The following is a 17,514-nucleotide window of genomic DNA, read 5'->3' as shown; positions in this document are numbered from 1 at the left end:
CCGCCTTCGGCGGCACGCCGGTAGGATAGTGCGGTGACTCACCGCACCCTCATCCAGGACCTGGCCGCGCTTCCCGACGGCCCCGTGACCGTCGCCGGATGGGTGGAGACCGTCCGCGATCAGAAGAAGGTGCAGTTCATCATCCTGCGCGACGAGTCGGGCGCCGCCCAGCTCGTGAACCCGGCGACGCGCCCTTCGACGGACTCAGGGGCCCAGGAGCCGAGCGAGGCGCCCGCCGAGGGCCCCGGCTCCGCCGCCGCGCTCGCGCTGACCGAGTCCATCTCGGCGCTCTCGCACGGCACCTTCGTGCGCGTCACGGGCGAGCTGAAGCACGACGAGCGCGTGAAGCTCGGCGGGCTCGAGGTGAAGATCGGCACGCTCGAGGTCGTGAGCGAGGCGCTCGAGACGCCCATCGCCGCCGACTCCTCGCTCGACAAGCGGCTCGACTGGCGCTTCCTCGACCTGCGCCAGCCGAAGCAGAGCCTCATCTTCCGGGTGCAGACCACCTTCCTGCACGCGCTGCGCACCGTCTGGGTCGAGAAGGGCTTCATCGAGATCCAGACCCCGAAGCTCATGGCGAGCGCGTCCGAGTCGCGCGCCGAGCTGTTCCAGCTCGAGTACTTCGAGACCGTCGCGTACCTCGCACAGAGCCCGCAGTTCTTCAAGCAGATGGCGCAGTCTGCCGGCTTCGGCGGCATCTTCGAGGTCGGGCCGGCGTTCCGCGCCGACCCGTCGTTCACCTCCCGGCACGCGACCGAGTTCACCTCGATCGACACCGAGTTCAGCTGGATCGACTCGCACGAGGACGTCATGGCGCTCCACGAGGAGCTCCTCGCCGCGGGCTTCCAGGCGGTCGCCGACACGCACGGCGACGAGATCCGCGAGTTCTTCGACGTCGAGGTGACGGTGCCGCAGCGCCCGTTCCCGCGCATCCCGCTCGCCGAGGCGAAGCGCATCGTCGCCGAGCAGGGCTACGTCATCCCCCGCGCCGACGACGACATGGACCCCGAGGGCGAGCGCCGCATCTCGCAGTACGTGCGCGAGACCTACGGCCACGAGTTCGTGTTCCTCACCGACTACGCGTCGAGCATCCGGCCGTTCTACCACATGCGTCACGAGGGCGACCCGTCGCTCACGAACTCGTACGACCTGATCTTCAACGGCGTCGAGATCTCGACCGGCGCGCAGCGCGAGCACCGCGTCGAGGTGCTCGAGGCGCAGGCCCGCGAGAAGGGGCTCGAGCCCGAGGAGCTCTCGTTCTACCTCGACTTCTTCCGCTACGGCGTGCCGCCGCACGGCGGCTTCGGCATGGGCCTCGCGCGCGTGCTGATGCTGATGCTGGGCGAGTCGTCCATCCGCGAGACCACGTACCTCTTCCGCGGCCCGACCCGCCTGCTGCCCTAGGCGCACCGACGCACACTCCCGGCAAGCGGTCACTATTCGCGGGTCCCGATCGCCGCGCACCCGCAGATACTGACCGCTTGCCGGGTGGGGGCTCCAGAGGGGCGGATGGCCCGCGCCGGCCGTAGGCTCGGAGCATGACCGTCGCGACCACGCCCATGCTCCGGATCGAGGGCGGCACGTTCCGCATGGGCTCGAACGAGTTCTACGCCGACGAGTCGCCCGTGCACGAGCGCACCGTCGACGGCTTCGAGTTCGACCTGCACCCGGTCACGACCGAGCAGTTCGCCGCGTTCGTCGAGGACACCGGCTACGTGACGGTCGCCGAGCGTCCGCTCGACCCGGCCGATTTCCCCGGCGCCGACCCGGCCGAGCTCGTGCCCGGCGGCCTCGTCTTCACGCCCACGGCCGGCCCGGTCGACCTCCGGGACTGGCGGCAGTGGTGGCGCTGGGGCCCCGGCGCGAGCTGGCGGCATCCCTTCGGCGCGGCCCCCGAGGGCGAGCCGAGCTTCGACGCCCTCGTCGAGCGGCCGACGCATCCGGTCGTGCAGGTGTCGTTCGAGGATGCCTCGGCCTACGCGGCCTGGGCCGGCAAGCGCCTGCCCACCGAGGCCGAGTTCGAGTTCGCCGCGCGCGGCGGCCTCGACGGCGCCCGCTTCGCCTGGGGCGACGAGGAATTCCCGCGCGACGCGGAGCACCCCGACGGCCGGTTGATGGTGAACCGCTGGCAGGGCTCCTTCCCCTACCGCAACACCGGTGCGGCCGGCTGGGTGGGCACGAGCCCGGTGAAGACGTTCCCGGCGAACGGCTACGGCCTCTTCGACGTGACCGGCAACGTCTGGGAGTGGACGAGCGACTACTACACCGAGCGGCACGTCGTGCCCGGCGCGGCCGATGCCGCCGTCGACGCGGGCGCCCGACCGAACTTGCTCGCCGCCGCCTCCGCCGAGCCCGGCTCGCGCATCCCGCGGCGGGTGCTCAAGGGCGGCTCGCACCTCTGCTCGCCGGACTACTGCCTGCGCTACCGCCCCTCGGCCCGTTCGCCGCAGGCCGACGACTCCGCGACGACGCACATCGGCTTCCGCTGCGCGCGCTGAACGACCGCACCACCTGAACGACGGCGCGCGCATCGGGGCGGCTACCCCGCCGTCGCCGCCTCGAGCGTCGGGTAGACCCGCCCCGCGCGCTCCATCCCCGCGAACCACGCACCGCGCCGGGCCATCGCCGCCCCGGACTCCGGCACCGCGGCGAGCCGCAGCTCGACGCCCATGCCGTCGAGCTCACGATCGAGGTCGGCGAGCATGTCGAGCACGGTGATCGAGGTCGTCTCGAGCCGCGTGAGCTCGAGCGCGACCGCGCGGATGGGAGGCTCCCCCGGCACGGCCTCGCCCGCCCGCGCGAGCACCGCCTGCTCGTAGGCGAGCGCGTTGGCGGTGAACATGCCGCCGAGGAGTCGCACCGGCAGCACCCCGCCCCGCGGCTCCCCCGCCTCGATGCGCACCCGGCTGAGCTCCCGGAGGATCACGACGAAGGTCGCGACGAGGCCGACGAGCACGGCGTAGAGCAGCCCGGTGGTGAGCCCGACGACCGCGGTGAGCGTCGCGATCCAGAAGTCGTTCCGGCTCGTGCGCCAGAGCTCGACGATCGCCCCGATCTCGATGAGCCCGATGACGGCGACGAAGACGAGCGAGGCGAGCGTCGCCTGCGGCAGGAGGCTCAGCACCGGCCCGAGGAACAGGGCGACGAGCACCGCGAGCACGACCGTGGTGAGCGAGGCGAGCTGCGAGCGCGCGCCCGCCCCCTGGTTCACGGCGCTCTGCGAGAAGCCGCCCGCGGCCGGCAGCGTCTGGAAGAAGGCCCCGAGGGTGTTCGCCGCGCCGGTCGCGAACAGCTCCCGGTTGCTGTCGATCTGCGGCTCGCCGGGCTTGCGGATGCCGCGCGCCACCGCCGCCGACTCGAGGAACGCCATGACGGCGATCGCCAGCGCGCCGGGCAGCATGCCGCCGAGGTGCGCGAAGGAGGGCAGCTCGAACGGCGGGAAGCCCTGCGGCACCGCCGCGATCAGCTCGACCCCGAGCCGGTCGATGCCGGCGAGCCAGACGAGCAGGATGCCGGCCACCACCACGACGAGCGGCCCGGGCACCCGCTTCGCGAAGCGCTTGAGCAGGAACAGCACGACGATGGAGCCCGCCGACAGCAGCACGGTCGGCAGATTCGCGCCCGGCAGCGCCTCGACGGCGGCGACCATCGAGCGGAGGAAGCCGTGCCCGCTGAACTCGGCGTCCTCGCCGAGCAGCTTCGGCAGCTGGCCGACGGCGACCGTCGCGCCGACGCCCACCTGTACGCCGATGATGGTGGCCTTCGAGATGTACTCGACGGCCGAGCCGGCCTTCAGCAGCCGGGCGAGCAGCAGGAGCACGCCGACCAGGAGCGTCAGCGCCATGAGGTCGGGCACCGGGTCGTCGGAGCCGGCGGCGACGCCCGCGCTCACGAGCGTCGTCGCGGTGAGCGTCGCGATCGTCGACGTCGTCGACACGCTCATCGCCCGGGATCCGCCGAGCATGGCGTAGACGAACATCGGCACCATGCAGGTGTAGAGCCCGAGCTGCACGGGCAGATTCGCGATGGTCGCGTACGCCATCGCCTGCGGCACGACGACGGCGCCGGCCGTCAGCCCGGCCAGCAGGTCTCGCGGGATCGATGCGGGCCGGTACCCCTCCAGGGTCGGCAGCAGCAGGCGCCCGCGGCGGGCGACGGCGGCACGGGCCATCCGCTCAGCCCTCCGGGAAGATGCGCGACCAGTCGCGCTTCACGCTCACCACGGTGATCCCGCGATCGGATGCCTCGGCGAGCGCCCGCTCGGCGCCCGCGTCGTACGGGGCGTCGCCCCGGCCGCTGTCATCGTCGTGGTGCACGAGCAGGGCGAGGCCGCCGCCGGCGCGCGCGTAGCCGAGCATCGAGAGGTCGCCGTTGGAGTTGCCTCCGGCGAGCAGCGGGCGACGGCCGATGCGGCTCCAGATGCGCACCGGCTTCTCGGGCCCGTCGTCGAAGAAGTCGAGGCCGGCGGTGTAGCGCACCTCCCCCGAGTCCTCGTCGAAGCGCAGGCCGAGCGCCGAGCCGATGACGCGCTCCGGCGGGATGCCGTAGTACTGCTCCGTCATCGGCCGCATGAAGTCGCGCTCACCGCCCGACACCAGGTACACGGTGAAGCCGTTCGCCTCGAGCTCGCGGAGCAGCTCGATCATCGGCGCGTAGACGGCGTCGGCGTACGGGGTGCCGAGCGTGAGGTGCTTCGCCTCCTCGTAGAAGCGCGACACCGAGGCGGCGTAGTCCTCGACGCTCATGCCGTCGGTGACCCCGACGACGGCGCCGATCAGGAGCTTCAGATCGGTGTCGTCGCCCTGGTAGTGCCGGTCGAGGGCGCCGCCGAGCCAGGCGAAGTCGCCGGTGACGGCCGCCCGGTAGGGCTGCTTCTCGGCGAGCGAGGGGTCGGCGGCGGCCTGCTGCTTCCACTGCTCCACGATGTAGTGCAGCTGCGTCGGCATGGGCTTCTCGGTCCACAGCGTGCCGTCGTTGTCGAAGACCGCGACGCGCTCGGCCTCGGGCACGGCGTCCGGGCCGTGCGCGACGCGGTCGATGAACGACAGGATGGCCTCCCGGGTCGGGGTGTCGGCCCAGGAGGCCAGCCGCTCCGCCATCCGCTCAGTCCCGCGCGAACGCCGCGGCGAGGTGCGCCTCCAGGTCCACGTACGTGTCGTCGGCGATGTCGAAGACCACGCGGGAGATCTCGCCGCCCGTGAAGTCGAAGCCGTAGCCGTACAGCGACGACACCGGATCGGCGCTGTCGCGGCCGATCGTGAGCCCCTCGCCGCAGAGCGAGAAGTGGCCGAGCACGGTGCGGATCTGCTTCTCGCCCACCTGCTGCTCGTCGATGTAGAGCTTCACCGGCCCCTTCGGCTCGCGGTAGTCGCCGACGCCCTCCTTCACGAACTCGACGCCGATGATGTGCTTGCCCGAGGTCGGCACGGGCGCGGAGACGCGGTCCTCCGGCGGGATGCCGAGGAAGTTGTACACGTAGTGCACCTGGCCGTCCTTCACGACGAGGGCGTGGCCGCCGAAGCGGGAGCCGTGCGCGAAGATGACGCCCTCGGTCTCGGGCGTGAACTCGATCTCGGCGGCGATCTTGTAGGAGCCGCCGTGCACGTTCGCCGCGCTGCGCTCGGGCACCTCGCTCGTGCCCGGGTAGTAGACGAATCGCCCGGACGGCGGCGCCGGCTGATGGAACTCCATCGCGACGAAGGTCTCGAAGTCCTTCGGGTTGCCGATGATCTGCAGGTCGTTCAGCGGCAGCACGTTGTTCTTCTTCGCCTCCTCGAGCCACAGCGCCTTCAGCTCCTCGAGCTTCTCGGGGTGCTCGGCCGAGAGGTCGTTCGACTCCGAGCGGTCGACCTCGGTGTGGTACAGCTCCCACACGTCGTCGTCGAAGTTGCCCTTGCCGCTCACCGGCCCGTGCACGGTGACGGCCTTCCAGCCCTCGTGCCAGATGCCGCGCTGGCCGAACATCTCGTAGTACTGCGTCTGCTTGTTCGAGGGGGCGTCGGGCGCCGCGTCGAAGGAGGGCACCATGGACACCCCGGACAGCGGCGTCTGCTCGATGCCGTTGTACGTGTCGGGGAACGCGACGCCGCAGGCCTCGAGGATGGTCGGCACGATGTCGGTCGAGTGGTGGTACTGGTGGCGCACCTCGCCGCGCGCGGCGATGCCCTTCGGCCACGAGATCACGAGCGGGTCGGCGACGCCGCCCTGGTACGTGTAGCGCTTGAACATCTTGTACGGCGTCGAGAACGCCGCCGCCCACCCGGTCGGGTAGTGGTTGTACGTCTCGGGCGAGCCGAGCTTGTCGACCATGCGGAGGTTCTCGGCCTCGTCGTCGGGGTAGCCGCCGAAGATCTTGCCCTCGTTGACCGAGCCGTTCGGGCTGCCCTCGCCGGACGCGCCGTTGTCGGCGCAGTAGATGACGATCGTGTTGTCGAGCTGGCCCGACTCCTCGAGGTAGTCGATGATGCGGCCGACCTGCGCGTCGGTGTACTCGCTGAAGCCGGCGTAGACCTCGGCCATGCGCGAGAACATGGCCTTCTCCTCGTCGTTCAGCGACGCCCAGGGGCGCACCTCGTCGGTCTGCGAGAAGGTCCCGTCGGGCATGGGGTTGAGCTCGGTGAGGGCGGTGCCCTCCGGCAGGATGCCGCGCTCGATCATGCGCGGCAGGACCCACTCGCGGTAGGCCTCGTAGCCGTCGTCGAACTTGCCCTTGTACTTGGCGATGTACTCCTCGGGCGCGTGGTGCGGGGCGTGGTTCGCGCCGGGGCAGAACCAGAGGTACCAGGGCTTGTCCGGCTCCGTCTGCTTGACGTCGCGGATCATCTTCAGCGCCTGGTCGGCGAGGTCCTTCGACAGGTGGTAGCCGTCCTCGGGCAGGTAGGGCTGGTCGATGTAGCGGTTGTCCTCGGCGAGCGAGGGGTACCAGTTGTTCGTCTCGCCGCCGATGAAGCCGTAGAAGCGGTCGTAGCCCTGGGCGAGCGGCCAGTTCTTCTTCGAGGCGCCCGCGGTCCACTCGTCGATCGGCACGTTGTGGTTCTTGCCGACCCAGAACGTCGACCAGCCGGCATCCCGCAGCACGTTCGCCATCGTCGCGTTCGACGGCGGGATGTGCGAGTTGTAGCCGGGGAACCCGGTCGAGGACTCGGAGATCGTCGCGAAGCCGTTGAGGTGGTGATTGCGGCCGGTGAGGAACGTCGAGCGCGTCGGCGAGCAGAGCGCCGTCGTATGCCACTGCGAGTACGTCAGGCCGTTCTTCGCGAGCCGTTCCATCGTCGGCATCTGGATCCGCCCGCCGTACGGCGACCACGCCGCCATGCCCGTGTCGTCGTACAGCACGACGAGCACGTTCGGCGAGCCCTTCGGTGCGCGGTTCGGCAGGAAGGCGTCCCAGTCCGCCTGCGAGTCCCGAAAGTCCAGCTCGATGCGTCCACGGAATTCTCGTGCCACGATGCTCCCCCCAGATCACCATGGGCGGACGTTGTCGGCCGCCCTCTCTGGGCCAACCTAGCCAGCCCGACCGGAGTTTGGCTAGAGGGGGAACGCGCGGTCAGCCGAGGAGCGCCGCTTTCAACCGCACCGGATCGACCCGCCAGTAGGTGTGCACCTCGCCGTCGATGAGCACGACGGGGATCTCCTCGGCGAAGCGCTGCGCGAGGGCCTCGTCGTCGAGGATCGACTGCTCGTCGAACGCGATCGTCGGCCCGTCGGGGAGGGCCGCGAGCTCCTCGCGCACGGCCCGAATCACCTCGCGGGCATCGTCGCAGAGGTGGCAGCCGGGCTTGCCGACGAGGGTGAGGCGGAGGTCTCGGGCCATCCCCTCAGCCTACGCGCCGCCCTGGTCCCCCGAGCCCGTCGAGGGGCGCGCTGGTTCCCCGAGCCCGTCGAGGGGCGCGCTGGTTCCCCGAGCTTGTCGAGGGGCCCGCTGGTTCCCCGAGCCCGTCGAGGGGGCCCGATGGTTCCCCGAGCTTGTCGAGGGGCGACGGGCGCTTCGACAGGCTCAGCGAACCAAGTGGTTCCCCGAGCTCGTCGAGGGGCGAGGGCGCTTCGACAAGCTCAGCGAGCTAGGTGGTTCCCCGAGCCCGTCGAGGGGCGCTTCGACAGGCTCAGCGAACCATCCGGAGACAGGCCCGGCGAACCATCCGGGAACAGGCTCAGCGACCCATCCGGAGACAGCGAAAAGCGCCAGGTCCGCAGACCTGACGCTCAGCCGTAGTCGGAACGACTACTTCTTGTTGCGACGCTGGTGGCGCGTCTTGCGAAGAAGCTTGCGGTGCTTCTTCTTCGCCATGCGCTTGCGACGCTTCTTGATGACGGAACCCATCGAAACCTCACTGAAGATCGTGTCGGCCGCGCGTGCCGCAGCCGAGGGCCCAAAGAGCCTCGGGGTAGTCTACCCGATCCATCCGCATGCCCCGACCGCGGGCCTCGGGTAGCGTCGGAGGATGCCCGGCACGCCGTTCACCGTCCGTTCCACCCGCGAGGACGACTGGCGCGAAGTGCGCGCCCTCCGCCTCGAGATGCTCCGCGACGAGCCGATCGCCTACGCCGAGACGCTCGAGCACGCGCTCGACGTCGACGAGGCGGGCTGGCGGCTCCGCGCCCGCCGCGGCGAGACGGCCGGGCAGACCGCGCTCGTCGCGATCGAGGGCGCGCGCTGGATCGGCACGATGGGCGGGTACGTGCCGGATGCCGCCACGGGACCGATGCTCGTCGGCGTCTTCGTCGCCCCCGACCGCCGCGGCGACGGGCACGGGGTCGCCCGGGCGCTCCTCGACGGGGTGGAGCGCTGGGCGCTCGGCCTCGGCGACACCCTGCGGCTCGAGGTGCACGAGACGAATGCGCGGGCGCGGCGGTTCTACGAGAAGCTCGGCTTCACGCTCACCGGCCGCAGCCGCCAGTACGAGCTCGCGCCCGGCGGCCTCGAGCTGGAGATGATCAAGCCGCTGCGCTGAGCTGGTTCGCTGAGCCGGTCGAAGCGGCCCCTCGACGAGCCCGGCCCCTCGACAAGCTCGGGGAACCATCTGGTTCGCTGAGCCGGTCGAAGCGCCTCGACGAGCTCGGGGAACCATCTGGTTCGCTGAGCTTGTCGAAGCGGCCCCTCGACAAGCTCGACCCCTCGACAAGCTCGGGGAACCACCTGGTTCGCTGAGCTTGTCGGAAGCGCCCTCGGCAAGCTCGACCCCTCGACAAGCTCGGGGAACCAGCGGGCCCCTCGACAAGCTCGGCCCCTCGACGAGCTCGGCCCCTCGACAGGCTCGGGGAACCAAGCGCCCCTCGACAGGCTCGGGGAGCCAAGGCCCCTCGACGAGCTCGGGGAACCAGGGCTACTTGCGCTTGACCACCTGCGTGACGCGCTGGGCGGTCTCGGCGAACGCGGCGCCGAGGCGCGAGGCGAAGGCGCGCTGGTCGTCGTTCAGCGAGATCGCGGCGCTCGCGAGGGTCGCGGCATCGGCGGCGGCATCGGATGCCGTGAACGGAATGAGCCAGTCCTCGATCGTCTCGAGCGGCTCCCGGTCGAGCCGGTAGTAGCGGTGCTGGCCCTCCTCGCGCACGGCGACGAGCCCCGCCTCGCGGAGCACCTTGAGGTGCTTCGACACGGTCGGCTGGCTCACGCCGAGGGCGGCGACGATCTCCGAGACGCTGATCTCGCCGCCGGACGACGGTTCGCTCTGCTCGCGCTCGAGAAGCACGGCGAGGATGTCTCGCCGGGTCGAATCCGCCACCACGTCGAAGATGTCCGCCATGGTGCAAGGGTAGCCACTCGCGCCGGGGAGTACCATGACACACGCGTCACGCAAGGCTGGAGGGGGCTCGATGCACGCACGGCCGACGATCGGGAACCCCGGTCGCGGGAGCCGCAGCTGGCTCGGGGTCGTCCGCGACGCCGTCGACGGCCTGGTCAAGCACTCGCCGTCCCGCTTCGCCATCCTCGTCTTCGCGGCGCTCATCCTCGTCTTCACGCTGCTGTTCTCCCTGCCGATCGCGCGGGCCGGCGAGGCACCCTCCGCGCCGCTGCACGACGCGCTGTTCACCGCCGTCTCGGTCATCTGTGTGACGGGTCTGTCGACCGTGGACATGGCGACCTACTGGTCGCCGTTCGGGCACGGGCTCGTCTACCTCGGCGTGAACATCGGCGGCATCGGCGTGCTGACCCTCGCGACGACCTTGGGCTTCGTGATCTCGCGGCGCCTCGGCCTGCGGGCGAAGCTCATGGCCGCGAGCGACACGAACCCCTCACGGCTGCACGTCGGCCCCGTGGCGGAGCGCCAGGCGATCCGCCTCGGCGAGGTCGGCGGGCTGTTGTTCACCGTCGCGGTGAGCGCCCTCGTCATCGAGGCGGCGCTCGCGATCGGCCTCATGCCGAGCATGCTCGCCGCGGGATACGACGTCGGCCACTCGATCTGGTACAGCCTGTACTACTCGGCGATGGCGTTCACGAACACCGGCTTCTCGCCGAACCCGGGCGGCCTCGCGCCCTTCGAGCACGACTACTGGATGCAGTCGCTGCTCATGGTCGGCGTGTTCCTCGGCAGCCTCGGCTTCCCGGTGATCTTCGCGCTCGCGAAGGCGTGGCGCACCCCGCGCAAGTGGAGCGTGCACGTGAAGCTCACGCTCACCACGACCGTGATCCTGTTCATCGCCGGCGCGGCGATGTTCATCCTGCTCGAGCATGCCAACCCGAAGACCTACGGCCACCTCGATGCCGGGCCGACGATCTTCCAGTCGTTCTTCATGTCCGCGATGACGAGATCCGGCGGCTTCGCCACCGTCGACATGCACGACCTCTACGGCTCCAGCCAGCTCGTCAGCAGCATGCTGATGTTCATCGGCGGCGGCTCCGCGTCCACCGCGGGCGGCATCAAGGTGACGACGCTCGCGGTGCTGTTCCTCGCGGCCGTCGCCGAGGCGCGCGGCGCCCCTTCGATGGAGGCGTTCGGCCGACGCATCCCGCGCGACATGCTGCGCCTGTCGGTCTCGGTCGTGCTCTGGGGCGCGACGATCGTCGCCGCGGCCTCCATCGCGATCCTGCAGATCACGAAGGCGCCGTTCGAGAACGTGCTCTTCGACGTCATCTCGGCCTTCGCGACCTGCGGACTGTCGACCGGGCTCACCGCCGAACTGCCGCCGGAGGGCGTCTACGTCATGGCGGGCACGATGTTCATGGGACGCGTCGGCACCGTCACCCTCGCCGCAGCGCTCGCCGCGAGCACCCGCCGGCAGCTGTTCAAACGACCGGAAGAGAGGCCCATCGTTGGTTGATCGCATCAAGCACAACGCCCCCGTCCTCGTGATCGGGCTCGGCCGCTTCGGCGCCGCGACCGCGGGGCAGCTCGACCGGCTCGGCCGCGAGGTGCTCGCCGTCGACACCGACGAGTCCCTCGTGCAGAAGTGGGCCGAGCGGGTCACGCACGCCGTCGTCGCCGACGCGAAGAACATCGACGCGCTGAAGCAGATCGGCGCGCAGGACTTCTCGACCGCGGTCTGCGCGGTCGGCTCCTCGATCGAGGCGTCCGTGCTCATCACGGCGAACCTCGTCGACCTCGGCGTGCCGCAGATCTGGGCGAAGGCGATCTCCGCCTCGCACGGCAAGATCCTGCAGCGCATCGGCGCGAACCACGTCATCTACCCGGAGCGCGAGGCGGGCGAGCGCACCGCGCACCTCGTCAGCGGGCGGATGCTCGACTTCATCGAGTTCGACGACGACTTCGCGCTCGTGAAGATGTACCCGCCGAAGCCGATCCGCGGCAAGAACCTGACCGAGTCGGGCGTGCGCACGAAGCACAACGTCACCGTGGTCGGCGTGAAGAGCCCGGGCAAGCCGTTCACCTACGCGACGGAGAAGACGGTGGTGTCGAACCACGACCTCATCATCGTGACCGGCACCGAGGGCGACATCGAGAAGTTCGCGGCGCTCGAATAGCGGACGCGCGCGGGCGGCCTCCACGACTCGGGCGTAAGGATTCCGTTAGGAAGATTCACGAATTCGTGAAATCGGCGTAGCGTCGCGCGCATGACCACCGTCATCCGCACCAGCGACCTCGTGAAGCGCTACGGTCGCACCCGCGCCCTCGACGGGCTCGACCTCGAGGTCGACGCCGGCCAGGTGCACGGATTCCTCGGCCCGAACGGCGCGGGGAAGTCCACGACCATCCGCATCCTGCTCGGCCTCGCCCGCGCGAGCTCGGGGGTGGCGAGCGTCTTCGACGCGCACCCCTGGCGCGACGCCGTCGCCCTGCACCGGCGGATCGCCTACGTGCCCGGCGACGTCAGCGTCTGGCCGAACCTCTCCGGCGGGGAGGCCGTCGACTTCCTCGCCCGGCTGCGCGGCGCCGCGCACCGCGACCCCGGCTACCGGGCCGAGAAGGCCCGCCTCGTCGAGGCCTTCCAGTTCGACCCGCGCAAGAAAGGCCGCGCGTACTCGAAGGGCAATCGGCAGAAGGTCGCGCTCATCGCCGCGTTCGCAGTGCCCGCCGAGCTCTACATCCTCGACGAGCCGACGAGCGGACTCGACCCGCTGATGGAGCTCGTGTTCCGCCGCGAGGTCGCGCGCGTGCGCGCCTCGGGCGCGACCGTGCTGCTGTCGAGCCACATCCTGTCGGAGGTGGAGCAGCTCTGCGACCGGGTGTCGATCATCCGCGCCGGCCGCGTCGTCGAGAGCGGCACGCTCGCCGAACTCCGCCACCTCACCCGCACGGAGGTGTCGTTCGACGCGGGGAACGCGGCGGATGCGGCGGACGGAACGGATGCCTCGGGCGCGGCGGATGCCTCGGCCGACACCGCGTTCGCCGGCCTCCCCGACATCCACGACGCCGCCGTCGCCGACGGGCGGGCCCGGTTCACCGTCGACAGCGATCGCGTCGCCGGCATCCTGCCCGCCCTCGCGAGCCGGAACGTGCGCGGCCTGCGCATCGAGCCGCCCTCGCTCGAGGAGCTGTTCCTGCGGCACTACGGCGACGAGATCGGCGACGGCGCGGCATCCGCCGTCGAGGCATCCGCCGGGTCCTCGCACACCGCCAGGGAGGGGGCGCGGCGATGAGCGCCCTCGGCGCGCTGCTCGGCCAGCGCCTGCGCCGCGACCGCTGGCAGCTCGTGCTCTGGGTCGGCGGCACCGCGCTGCTCGCGCTCGCCGCCGTCGGCGGGGTGCAGCAGTCCTACGGCACCGAGGCCGACCGGCAGGAGGTGCTCGCCGCGGTCGCCGCGAACCCCGTCATCATGCTCTTCCGCGGGCTGCCGTCCGGGGCGGAGCTCGACGCCTTCACGCTGTTCCTGATCCTGCCGTTCCTCGCGATGATGGCGGCGTTCATGTCGAGCTTCCTCGCCGTGCGGCACAGCCGCATGGACGAGGAGCTGGGCCGGGCGGAGCTCGTCGCCGCGACCCCGGCCGGGCGCACCGCGCCGCTCGTCGCGACGGTGCTGCACGGCATCGGCGCGAACCTCGCGCTCGCCGCGCTCGTCGCCGCCTGCTTCGCCGGGGCGGGCTACGCCCCGCTCGGCTCGATCGTGTCCGGGATCGCCGCGGCCGCCGTCGGGCTCGTGTTCCTCGGCGTCGGCCTCGTGGCGGCGCAGCTCATGCGCACCTCGCGCGGCGCGAACTCGCTCGGCGTCTGGGTGCTGCTCGGGAGCTTCCTCGTCTGCGGGCTCGGCAACGCCCTCGGCACGCCGTCGAGCGATCTGCAGCGCATCGAGAGCTCCTGGCTCACCTGGCTCTCGCCGTTCGGCTGGGCGGAGAACGCGCGGCCCTTCGCCGACGACGCCTGGTGGCCGCTCGCCCTCTGCGCCGCCGTCGCCGTCGCGCTCACCGCGCTCGCCTTCGCGCTGCAGCGGTTGCGCGACCTCGACGGCAGCTTCATCGCCGAACGCGCCGGCCGGCTGGAGGCGCCCGCGAGCCTCGGCTCGCCGCTCGGCCTGGTCTGGCGGCTCGCGCGCGGCTCCGTCGTCGGCTGGACCGTCGGCGGCCTGCTCACCGGGGTGCTCGCCACGAGCCTCGGCGCGGTGATCGACGAGATCGGCACGAAGATCCCCGCGGTCGAGGAGCTCTTCGCCGCGCTGTCGAAGGGCGGCAGCCTCGAACAGGGCATGGTCGTGATCTTCTTCACGATCGTCGGGGTGCTCGCCGCGTGCGCCGCCGTGCAGACCGTCACGCGCGCCCGTCAGGAGGAGACGCACGGCACCGCCGAGCAGGTGCTCGCCGCGCCCGTCGGCCGGGTGCGCTGGCTCTGGGCGTTCCTCCTCGTCGGCCTCGGCGCCGCGGTCGCCGTGTGCGCGGCGGCCGTGCTCGGCGCCTGGCTCGGCGTGCAGGCGAAGGGCGCCGACGCCTCGCTCGCCTGGGACGCGCTCGTCGCCGGGGCGGGGCAGCTCGCCGCGGCGGCGGTGTTCCTGGTGCTGACAGCGCTCGTCTTCGTGCTCGCGCCGCGGCTCACGATCGCGCTCGGCTGGGTGCTCGTGCTCGTCGCGCTGCTGCTGGGGATGTTCGGCCCCCTGTTCGGGCTGCCCGACTGGGTGACGAACCTGTCGCCCGTCGCCGTGACGCCCGTCGCCACCACCGACGGGGTCGACGCCAAGGGGCTGTGGTGGCTGCTCGGCGTCGTCGCCGCGGGCGGCGTGCTCGCGCTCGGCCTGATGCGGCGCCGCGAGCTCGCGGCGGGCGATTGAGCGGCGGATCGACATGAGGAGGGACGCGTGACGGCATCCGAGGATCGCGGCCGGCACCGCGCGATCGCCGCCGCCGAGGAGGGGGCGGCGATGCTCACCGCCGCCGGGATGCCGCGGATGCCCTCGCGCGTGTTGATGGCCCTCGTGGCCTCGCCCGCCGAGGGCTCCACCGCGGCCGAGCTCGCCGAGCGGCTCGGCGTGAGCGCCGCCGCGGTGTCGGGCGCGGTGCGCTACCTGCAGACGGCGCGGATGGCCCAGCGCATCTCGAGCCCCGACAGCCGCCGCGACCGCTACCGCCTGTTCGACGACACCTGGCACGCGGTGCTCACGAGCGGGCTGCCGATCTACTCGCGGCTCGCGGAGCTCATCGACGAGATCGCCGACGACGCCCATGACGACGCCGCGGCCGCGCGCGGGCGGGACATGGCCGGCTTCTTCCGCTTCATGGCGGCGCGGATGCCGGAGCTGCTCGAGGAGTGGGAGGGCGAGCGCGAGGCGCTGCGCCGCGGGGAGTAGGCCGGCTGGTTCCCCGAGCTTGTCGAGGGGTGCGATCGCTTCGACAGGCTCAGCGGGCCAGGTGGTTCCCCGAGCTTGTCGAGGGGTGCGATCGCTTCGACGGGCTCAGCGAACCAGGTGGTTCCCCGAGCTCGTCGAGGGCGCTTCGACAGGCTCAGCGGGCCAGGTGGTTCCCCGAGCTCGTCGAGGGGCGCTTCGACAGGCTCAGCGGGCCAGGTGGTTCCCCGAGCTTGTCGAGGGGTGCGGCCGTCGCTTCGACAGGCTCAGCGAACCAGATGGTTCCCCGAGCTTGTCGAGGGGCGCTTCGACAGGCTCAGCGAACCAGGGCAGGCTCAGCGAACCACGAGCGTGAGGGGCGCGTAGGGATGGGGCGGGCGGGGCGTTAGGGAACCGTGAGGACCGCCGCTCGGCCGCCGCCGCGGGTGTTGCATCGCAGGTGCAGCCGAACCGCTGCCCGCCCGCCGCGACCGCGGCAGGCGGCGCCCGATCCTGGAGTCCCCGTGCTCGACGTCGTCGCCATCCTCGGCATCCTCGCCGTGTTCGCGGTCGTCGCCCTCATCGCCAAGGGGGTCGAGAAGCTGTGATCGTCTTCGAGCTCCTCGCCGCCGCGCTGGGCATCGCCGCCGTCATCTACCTGGTCATCGCCCTCGTGAAGCCCGAGCGGTTCTGATGGAGGTCCTCTTCGCCGCCCTGCAGGCGGCCACCCTCGCGCTGATCCTCGCCCTCCTGTACCGCCCCCTCGGCGACTACCTGGCCCGCACCTACACGAGCGACCGCGACTGGCGCGTCGAGCGCGGCTTCTACCGCCTCATCGGCGTCGACCCGCGCGCCGAGCAGTCCTGGCCCGCGTACCTCCGCGGCGTGCTCGCCTTCTCGCTCGTCGGCCTGCTGCTCGTCTACGCCCTGCAGCGGGCGCAGGCGGTGCTGCCGTACTCGCTCGGCCTGCCCGCCGTGCCGGAAGGGCTCGCGTTCAACACCGCGGCCTCCTTCGTCGCCAACACGAACTGGCAGTCGTACTCCCCCGAGCTGACGATGGGCTACACCGTGCAGCTCGCCGGGCTCGCCGTGCAGAACTTCGTCTCAGCGGCCGTCGGCATCGCCGTCGCGATCGCGCTCGTGCGCGGCTTCGCCAGGCACGGCTCACCCACGATCGGCAACTTCTGGGTCGACCTGGTGCGCGGCTGCCTGCGGGTGCTGCTGCCGCTCGCGATCGTCGGCGCCGTCGTGCTCCTCGCCGGCGGGGTCGTGCAGAACTTCGCGGGATTCACCGAGGTGCAGACCCTCTCCGGCGGCAGCCAGCAGCTGCCCGGCGGCCCGGTCGCGAGCCAGGAGGTCATCAAGCTCCTCGGCACGAACGGCGGCGGCTTCTTCAACGCGAACTCGGCGCACCCCTTCGAGAACCCCACCGCATGGACGAACCTGTTCGAGACCGTGCTCATGCTCGCCATCCCCTTCGCCCTGCCGCGCGCCTTCGGTCGCATGGTGGGGTCGAACAAGCAGGGCTACGCGATCCTCGCGGTCATGGCGACGCTCTTCGTGCTCTCGCTCGTCGCGCTCAGCGCCCTCGAGGCCGCCGGCCGCGGCACGGCGCCCGAGCTCGCCGGCGGTGCGATGGAGGGCAAGGAGACGCGCTTCGGCATCTTCGGCTCGACGCTGTTCGGCACGACCTCGACGCTCACCTCGACGGGTGCCGTGAACTCGATGCACGACTCGTACACGGCGCTCGGCGGCATGCTGCCGATGCTGAACATGATGCTCGGCGAGGTCGCCCCCGGCGGCGTCGGCTCCGGCCTCTACGGCATGCTCGTGCTCGCCGTGATCGCGGTGTTCATCGCGGGACTGCTCGTCGGCCGCACGCCCGAGTACCTCGGCAAGAAGATCGGGCCGCGCGAGATCAAGCTCGCGAGCCTGTACATCCTCGTCACGCCGACGCTCGTGCTCGCGGGCACCGCCCTGAGCTTCGCGCTCCCGGGCGTCCGGGAGGACGTGGAGTCGACCTCGATCTGGAACCCCGGCATCCACGGCATGAGCGAGGTGCTCTACGCCTTCACGAGCGCGTCGAACAACAACGGCTCGGCCTTCGCCGGGCTGACGGCGAACACGCCGTGGTTCAACATCGCGCTCGGCGTGGCGATGCTGCTCGGCCGCTTCGTGCCGATCGTGCTCGTGCTCGCCCTCGCCGGCTCGCTCGCGGCGCAGCGGAAGGTCCCGGCCACCGCCGGCACCCTGCCGACGCACCGACCGCAGTTCGTCGGCCTCCTCCTCGGCGTCACCGTGATCGTCACGGCGCTCACCTACTTCCCCGTGCTCACCCTCGGACCCCTCGCAGAAGGGCTCAACTGACCC

At 71.3% G+C, this 17,514-nt stretch carries 16 protein-coding genes; 10 read left to right on the top strand and 6 right to left on the bottom strand.

All coding sequences use genetic code 11. The features are described from left to right. Positions 1-33: 33 nt before the first annotated feature. Both aspS and IEY71_RS11645 read left to right on the top strand, forming a co-directional pair. Positions 34-1,404, top strand: a complete 1,371-nt coding sequence (gene aspS, locus IEY71_RS11650) for an aspartate--tRNA(Asn) ligase (RefSeq protein WP_189085496.1) — start codon at positions 34-36, stop codon at positions 1,402-1,404. 134 nt (positions 1,405-1,538) lie between these two features. After that, the gene (locus tag IEY71_RS11645) at positions 1,539-2,498 is read left to right on the top strand and encodes a formylglycine-generating enzyme family protein (protein WP_229781707.1); all 960 of its coding nucleotides are present in this window, start codon (positions 1,539-1,541) and stop codon (positions 2,496-2,498) included. Between the two features lie 41 nt (positions 2,499-2,539). Here IEY71_RS11645 and IEY71_RS11640 read toward each other — a convergent pair whose 3' ends face one another. The 5 genes from IEY71_RS11640 to IEY71_RS11620 all read right to left on the bottom strand — a co-directional run bounded on the left by IEY71_RS11640 (position 2,540) and on the right by IEY71_RS11620 (position 8,320). Continuing rightward, positions 2,540-4,171: a SulP family inorganic anion transporter gene (locus tag IEY71_RS11640; protein ID WP_189085495.1), complete on the bottom strand. Its 1,632-nt coding sequence runs from the start codon at positions 4,169-4,171 to the stop codon at positions 2,540-2,542. A 4-nt stretch (positions 4,172-4,175) separates the two neighbouring features. Further along, positions 4,176-5,099: an HAD family hydrolase gene (locus tag IEY71_RS11635; protein ID WP_189085494.1), complete on the bottom strand. Its 924-nt coding sequence runs from the start codon at positions 5,097-5,099 to the stop codon at positions 4,176-4,178. 4 nt (positions 5,100-5,103) lie between these two features. Continuing rightward, complete coding sequence (locus tag IEY71_RS11630) at positions 5,104-7,446, bottom strand: arylsulfatase (protein ID WP_189085493.1); 2,343 nt, start codon at positions 7,444-7,446, stop codon at positions 5,104-5,106. Positions 7,447-7,546: 100 nt separating this feature from the next. Then, a complete protein-coding gene (locus IEY71_RS11625) occupies positions 7,547-7,813 on the bottom strand; it encodes a glutaredoxin family protein (RefSeq protein ID WP_189085492.1) in 267 nt (88 codons plus the stop codon). Positions 7,814-8,221: 408 nt separating this feature from the next. After that, entirely contained in the window at positions 8,222-8,320 is a 99-nt protein-coding gene (locus IEY71_RS11620) for a 30S ribosomal protein bS22 (RefSeq protein ID WP_003792170.1), read from the bottom strand. Positions 8,321-8,441: 121 nt separating this feature from the next. On the opposite strand from IEY71_RS11620, the gene IEY71_RS11615 reads away from it, so the two are divergent. Continuing rightward, positions 8,442-8,951: a GNAT family N-acetyltransferase gene (locus IEY71_RS11615; protein WP_189085491.1), complete on the top strand. Its 510-nt coding sequence runs from the start codon at positions 8,442-8,444 to the stop codon at positions 8,949-8,951. A 372-nt stretch (positions 8,952-9,323) separates the two neighbouring features. On the opposite strand, the gene IEY71_RS11610 is transcribed toward IEY71_RS11615, so the two are convergent. Next, entirely contained in the window at positions 9,324-9,743 is a 420-nt protein-coding gene (locus IEY71_RS11610; protein WP_189085490.1) for an ArsR/SmtB family transcription factor, read from the bottom strand. A gap of 70 nt (positions 9,744-9,813) precedes the next feature. Between IEY71_RS11610 and IEY71_RS11605 the strand changes: the two genes are divergently transcribed. From IEY71_RS11605 to kdpA, 7 genes are all read left to right on the top strand, one after another. Further along, positions 9,814-11,259, top strand: coding sequence for a TrkH family potassium uptake protein (locus IEY71_RS11605; protein WP_189085489.1), 1,446 nt, complete (start codon positions 9,814-9,816; stop codon positions 11,257-11,259). Beyond that, a complete protein-coding gene (locus IEY71_RS11600) occupies positions 11,252-11,920 on the top strand; it encodes a potassium channel family protein (protein WP_189085488.1) in 669 nt (222 codons plus the stop codon). The genes IEY71_RS11605 and IEY71_RS11600 overlap by 8 nt, the downstream gene beginning before the upstream one ends. Before the next feature lie 90 nt (positions 11,921-12,010). Further along, positions 12,011-13,036 carry an ABC transporter ATP-binding protein gene (locus IEY71_RS11595; protein WP_189085487.1) on the top strand — a complete coding sequence of 342 codons (1,026 nt, stop codon included), beginning with the start codon at positions 12,011-12,013 and terminating at the stop codon, positions 13,034-13,036. Beyond that, positions 13,033-14,652: an ABC transporter permease gene (locus tag IEY71_RS11590; protein ID WP_189085486.1), complete on the top strand. Its 1,620-nt coding sequence runs from the start codon at positions 13,033-13,035 to the stop codon at positions 14,650-14,652. The genes IEY71_RS11595 and IEY71_RS11590 overlap by 4 nt, the downstream gene beginning before the upstream one ends. 27 nt (positions 14,653-14,679) lie before the next feature. Then, positions 14,680-15,168 (top strand): GbsR/MarR family transcriptional regulator, encoded by a 489-nt coding sequence (locus IEY71_RS11585; RefSeq protein WP_229781706.1) that lies wholly within the window; start codon positions 14,680-14,682, stop codon positions 15,166-15,168. Between the two features lie 580 nt (positions 15,169-15,748). Then, positions 15,749-15,838, top strand: coding sequence for a potassium-transporting ATPase subunit F (locus tag IEY71_RS11580; protein WP_189085485.1), 90 nt, complete (start codon positions 15,749-15,751; stop codon positions 15,836-15,838). Then, positions 15,838-17,511, top strand: a complete 1,674-nt coding sequence (gene kdpA, locus IEY71_RS11575) for a potassium-transporting ATPase subunit KdpA (RefSeq protein ID WP_189085484.1) — start codon at positions 15,838-15,840, stop codon at positions 17,509-17,511. The genes IEY71_RS11580 and kdpA overlap by 1 nt, the downstream gene beginning before the upstream one ends. Positions 17,512-17,514 lie beyond the last annotated feature (3 nt).

Source organism: Agromyces mediolanus (genome assembly GCF_014648575.1).
GTDB classification, from domain to species: Bacteria; Actinomycetota; Actinomycetes; order Actinomycetales; family Microbacteriaceae; genus Agromyces; species Agromyces mediolanus.
The sequence above is the reverse complement of the archived record's forward strand: the minus strand, read 5'-3'. Positions and strand labels throughout refer to the sequence as shown.

What these genes read in the sequence shown, in the direction of transcription:
- IEY71_RS11595 (WP_189085487.1), top strand. Translation starts at nt 12,011, where the DNA reads ATGACCACCGTCATCCGCACCAGCGACCTCGTGAAGCGCTACGGTCGC.
- kdpA (WP_189085484.1), top strand. Translation starts at nt 15,838, where the DNA reads ATGGAGGTCCTCTTCGCCGCCCTGCAGGCGGCCACCCTCGCGCTGATC.
- IEY71_RS11615 (WP_189085491.1), top strand. Translation starts at nt 8,442, where the DNA reads ATGCCCGGCACGCCGTTCACCGTCCGTTCCACCCGCGAGGACGACTGG.
- IEY71_RS11645 (WP_229781707.1), top strand. Translation starts at nt 1,539, where the DNA reads ATGACCGTCGCGACCACGCCCATGCTCCGGATCGAGGGCGGCACGTTC.
- IEY71_RS11640 (WP_189085495.1), bottom strand. Translation starts at nt 4,171, where the DNA reads ATGGCCCGTGCCGCCGTCGCCCGCCGCGGGCGCCTGCTGCTGCCGACC.
- IEY71_RS11590 (WP_189085486.1), top strand. Translation starts at nt 13,033, where the DNA reads ATGAGCGCCCTCGGCGCGCTGCTCGGCCAGCGCCTGCGCCGCGACCGC.
- IEY71_RS11610 (WP_189085490.1), bottom strand. Translation starts at nt 9,743, where the DNA reads ATGGCGGACATCTTCGACGTGGTGGCGGATTCGACCCGGCGAGACATC.
- IEY71_RS11635 (WP_189085494.1), bottom strand. Translation starts at nt 5,099, where the DNA reads ATGGCGGAGCGGCTGGCCTCCTGGGCCGACACCCCGACCCGGGAGGCC.
- IEY71_RS11620 (WP_003792170.1), bottom strand. Translation starts at nt 8,320, where the DNA reads ATGGGTTCCGTCATCAAGAAGCGTCGCAAGCGCATGGCGAAGAAGAAG.
- IEY71_RS11605 (WP_189085489.1), top strand. Translation starts at nt 9,814, where the DNA reads ATGCACGCACGGCCGACGATCGGGAACCCCGGTCGCGGGAGCCGCAGC.
- IEY71_RS11625 (WP_189085492.1), bottom strand. Translation starts at nt 7,813, where the DNA reads ATGGCCCGAGACCTCCGCCTCACCCTCGTCGGCAAGCCCGGCTGCCAC.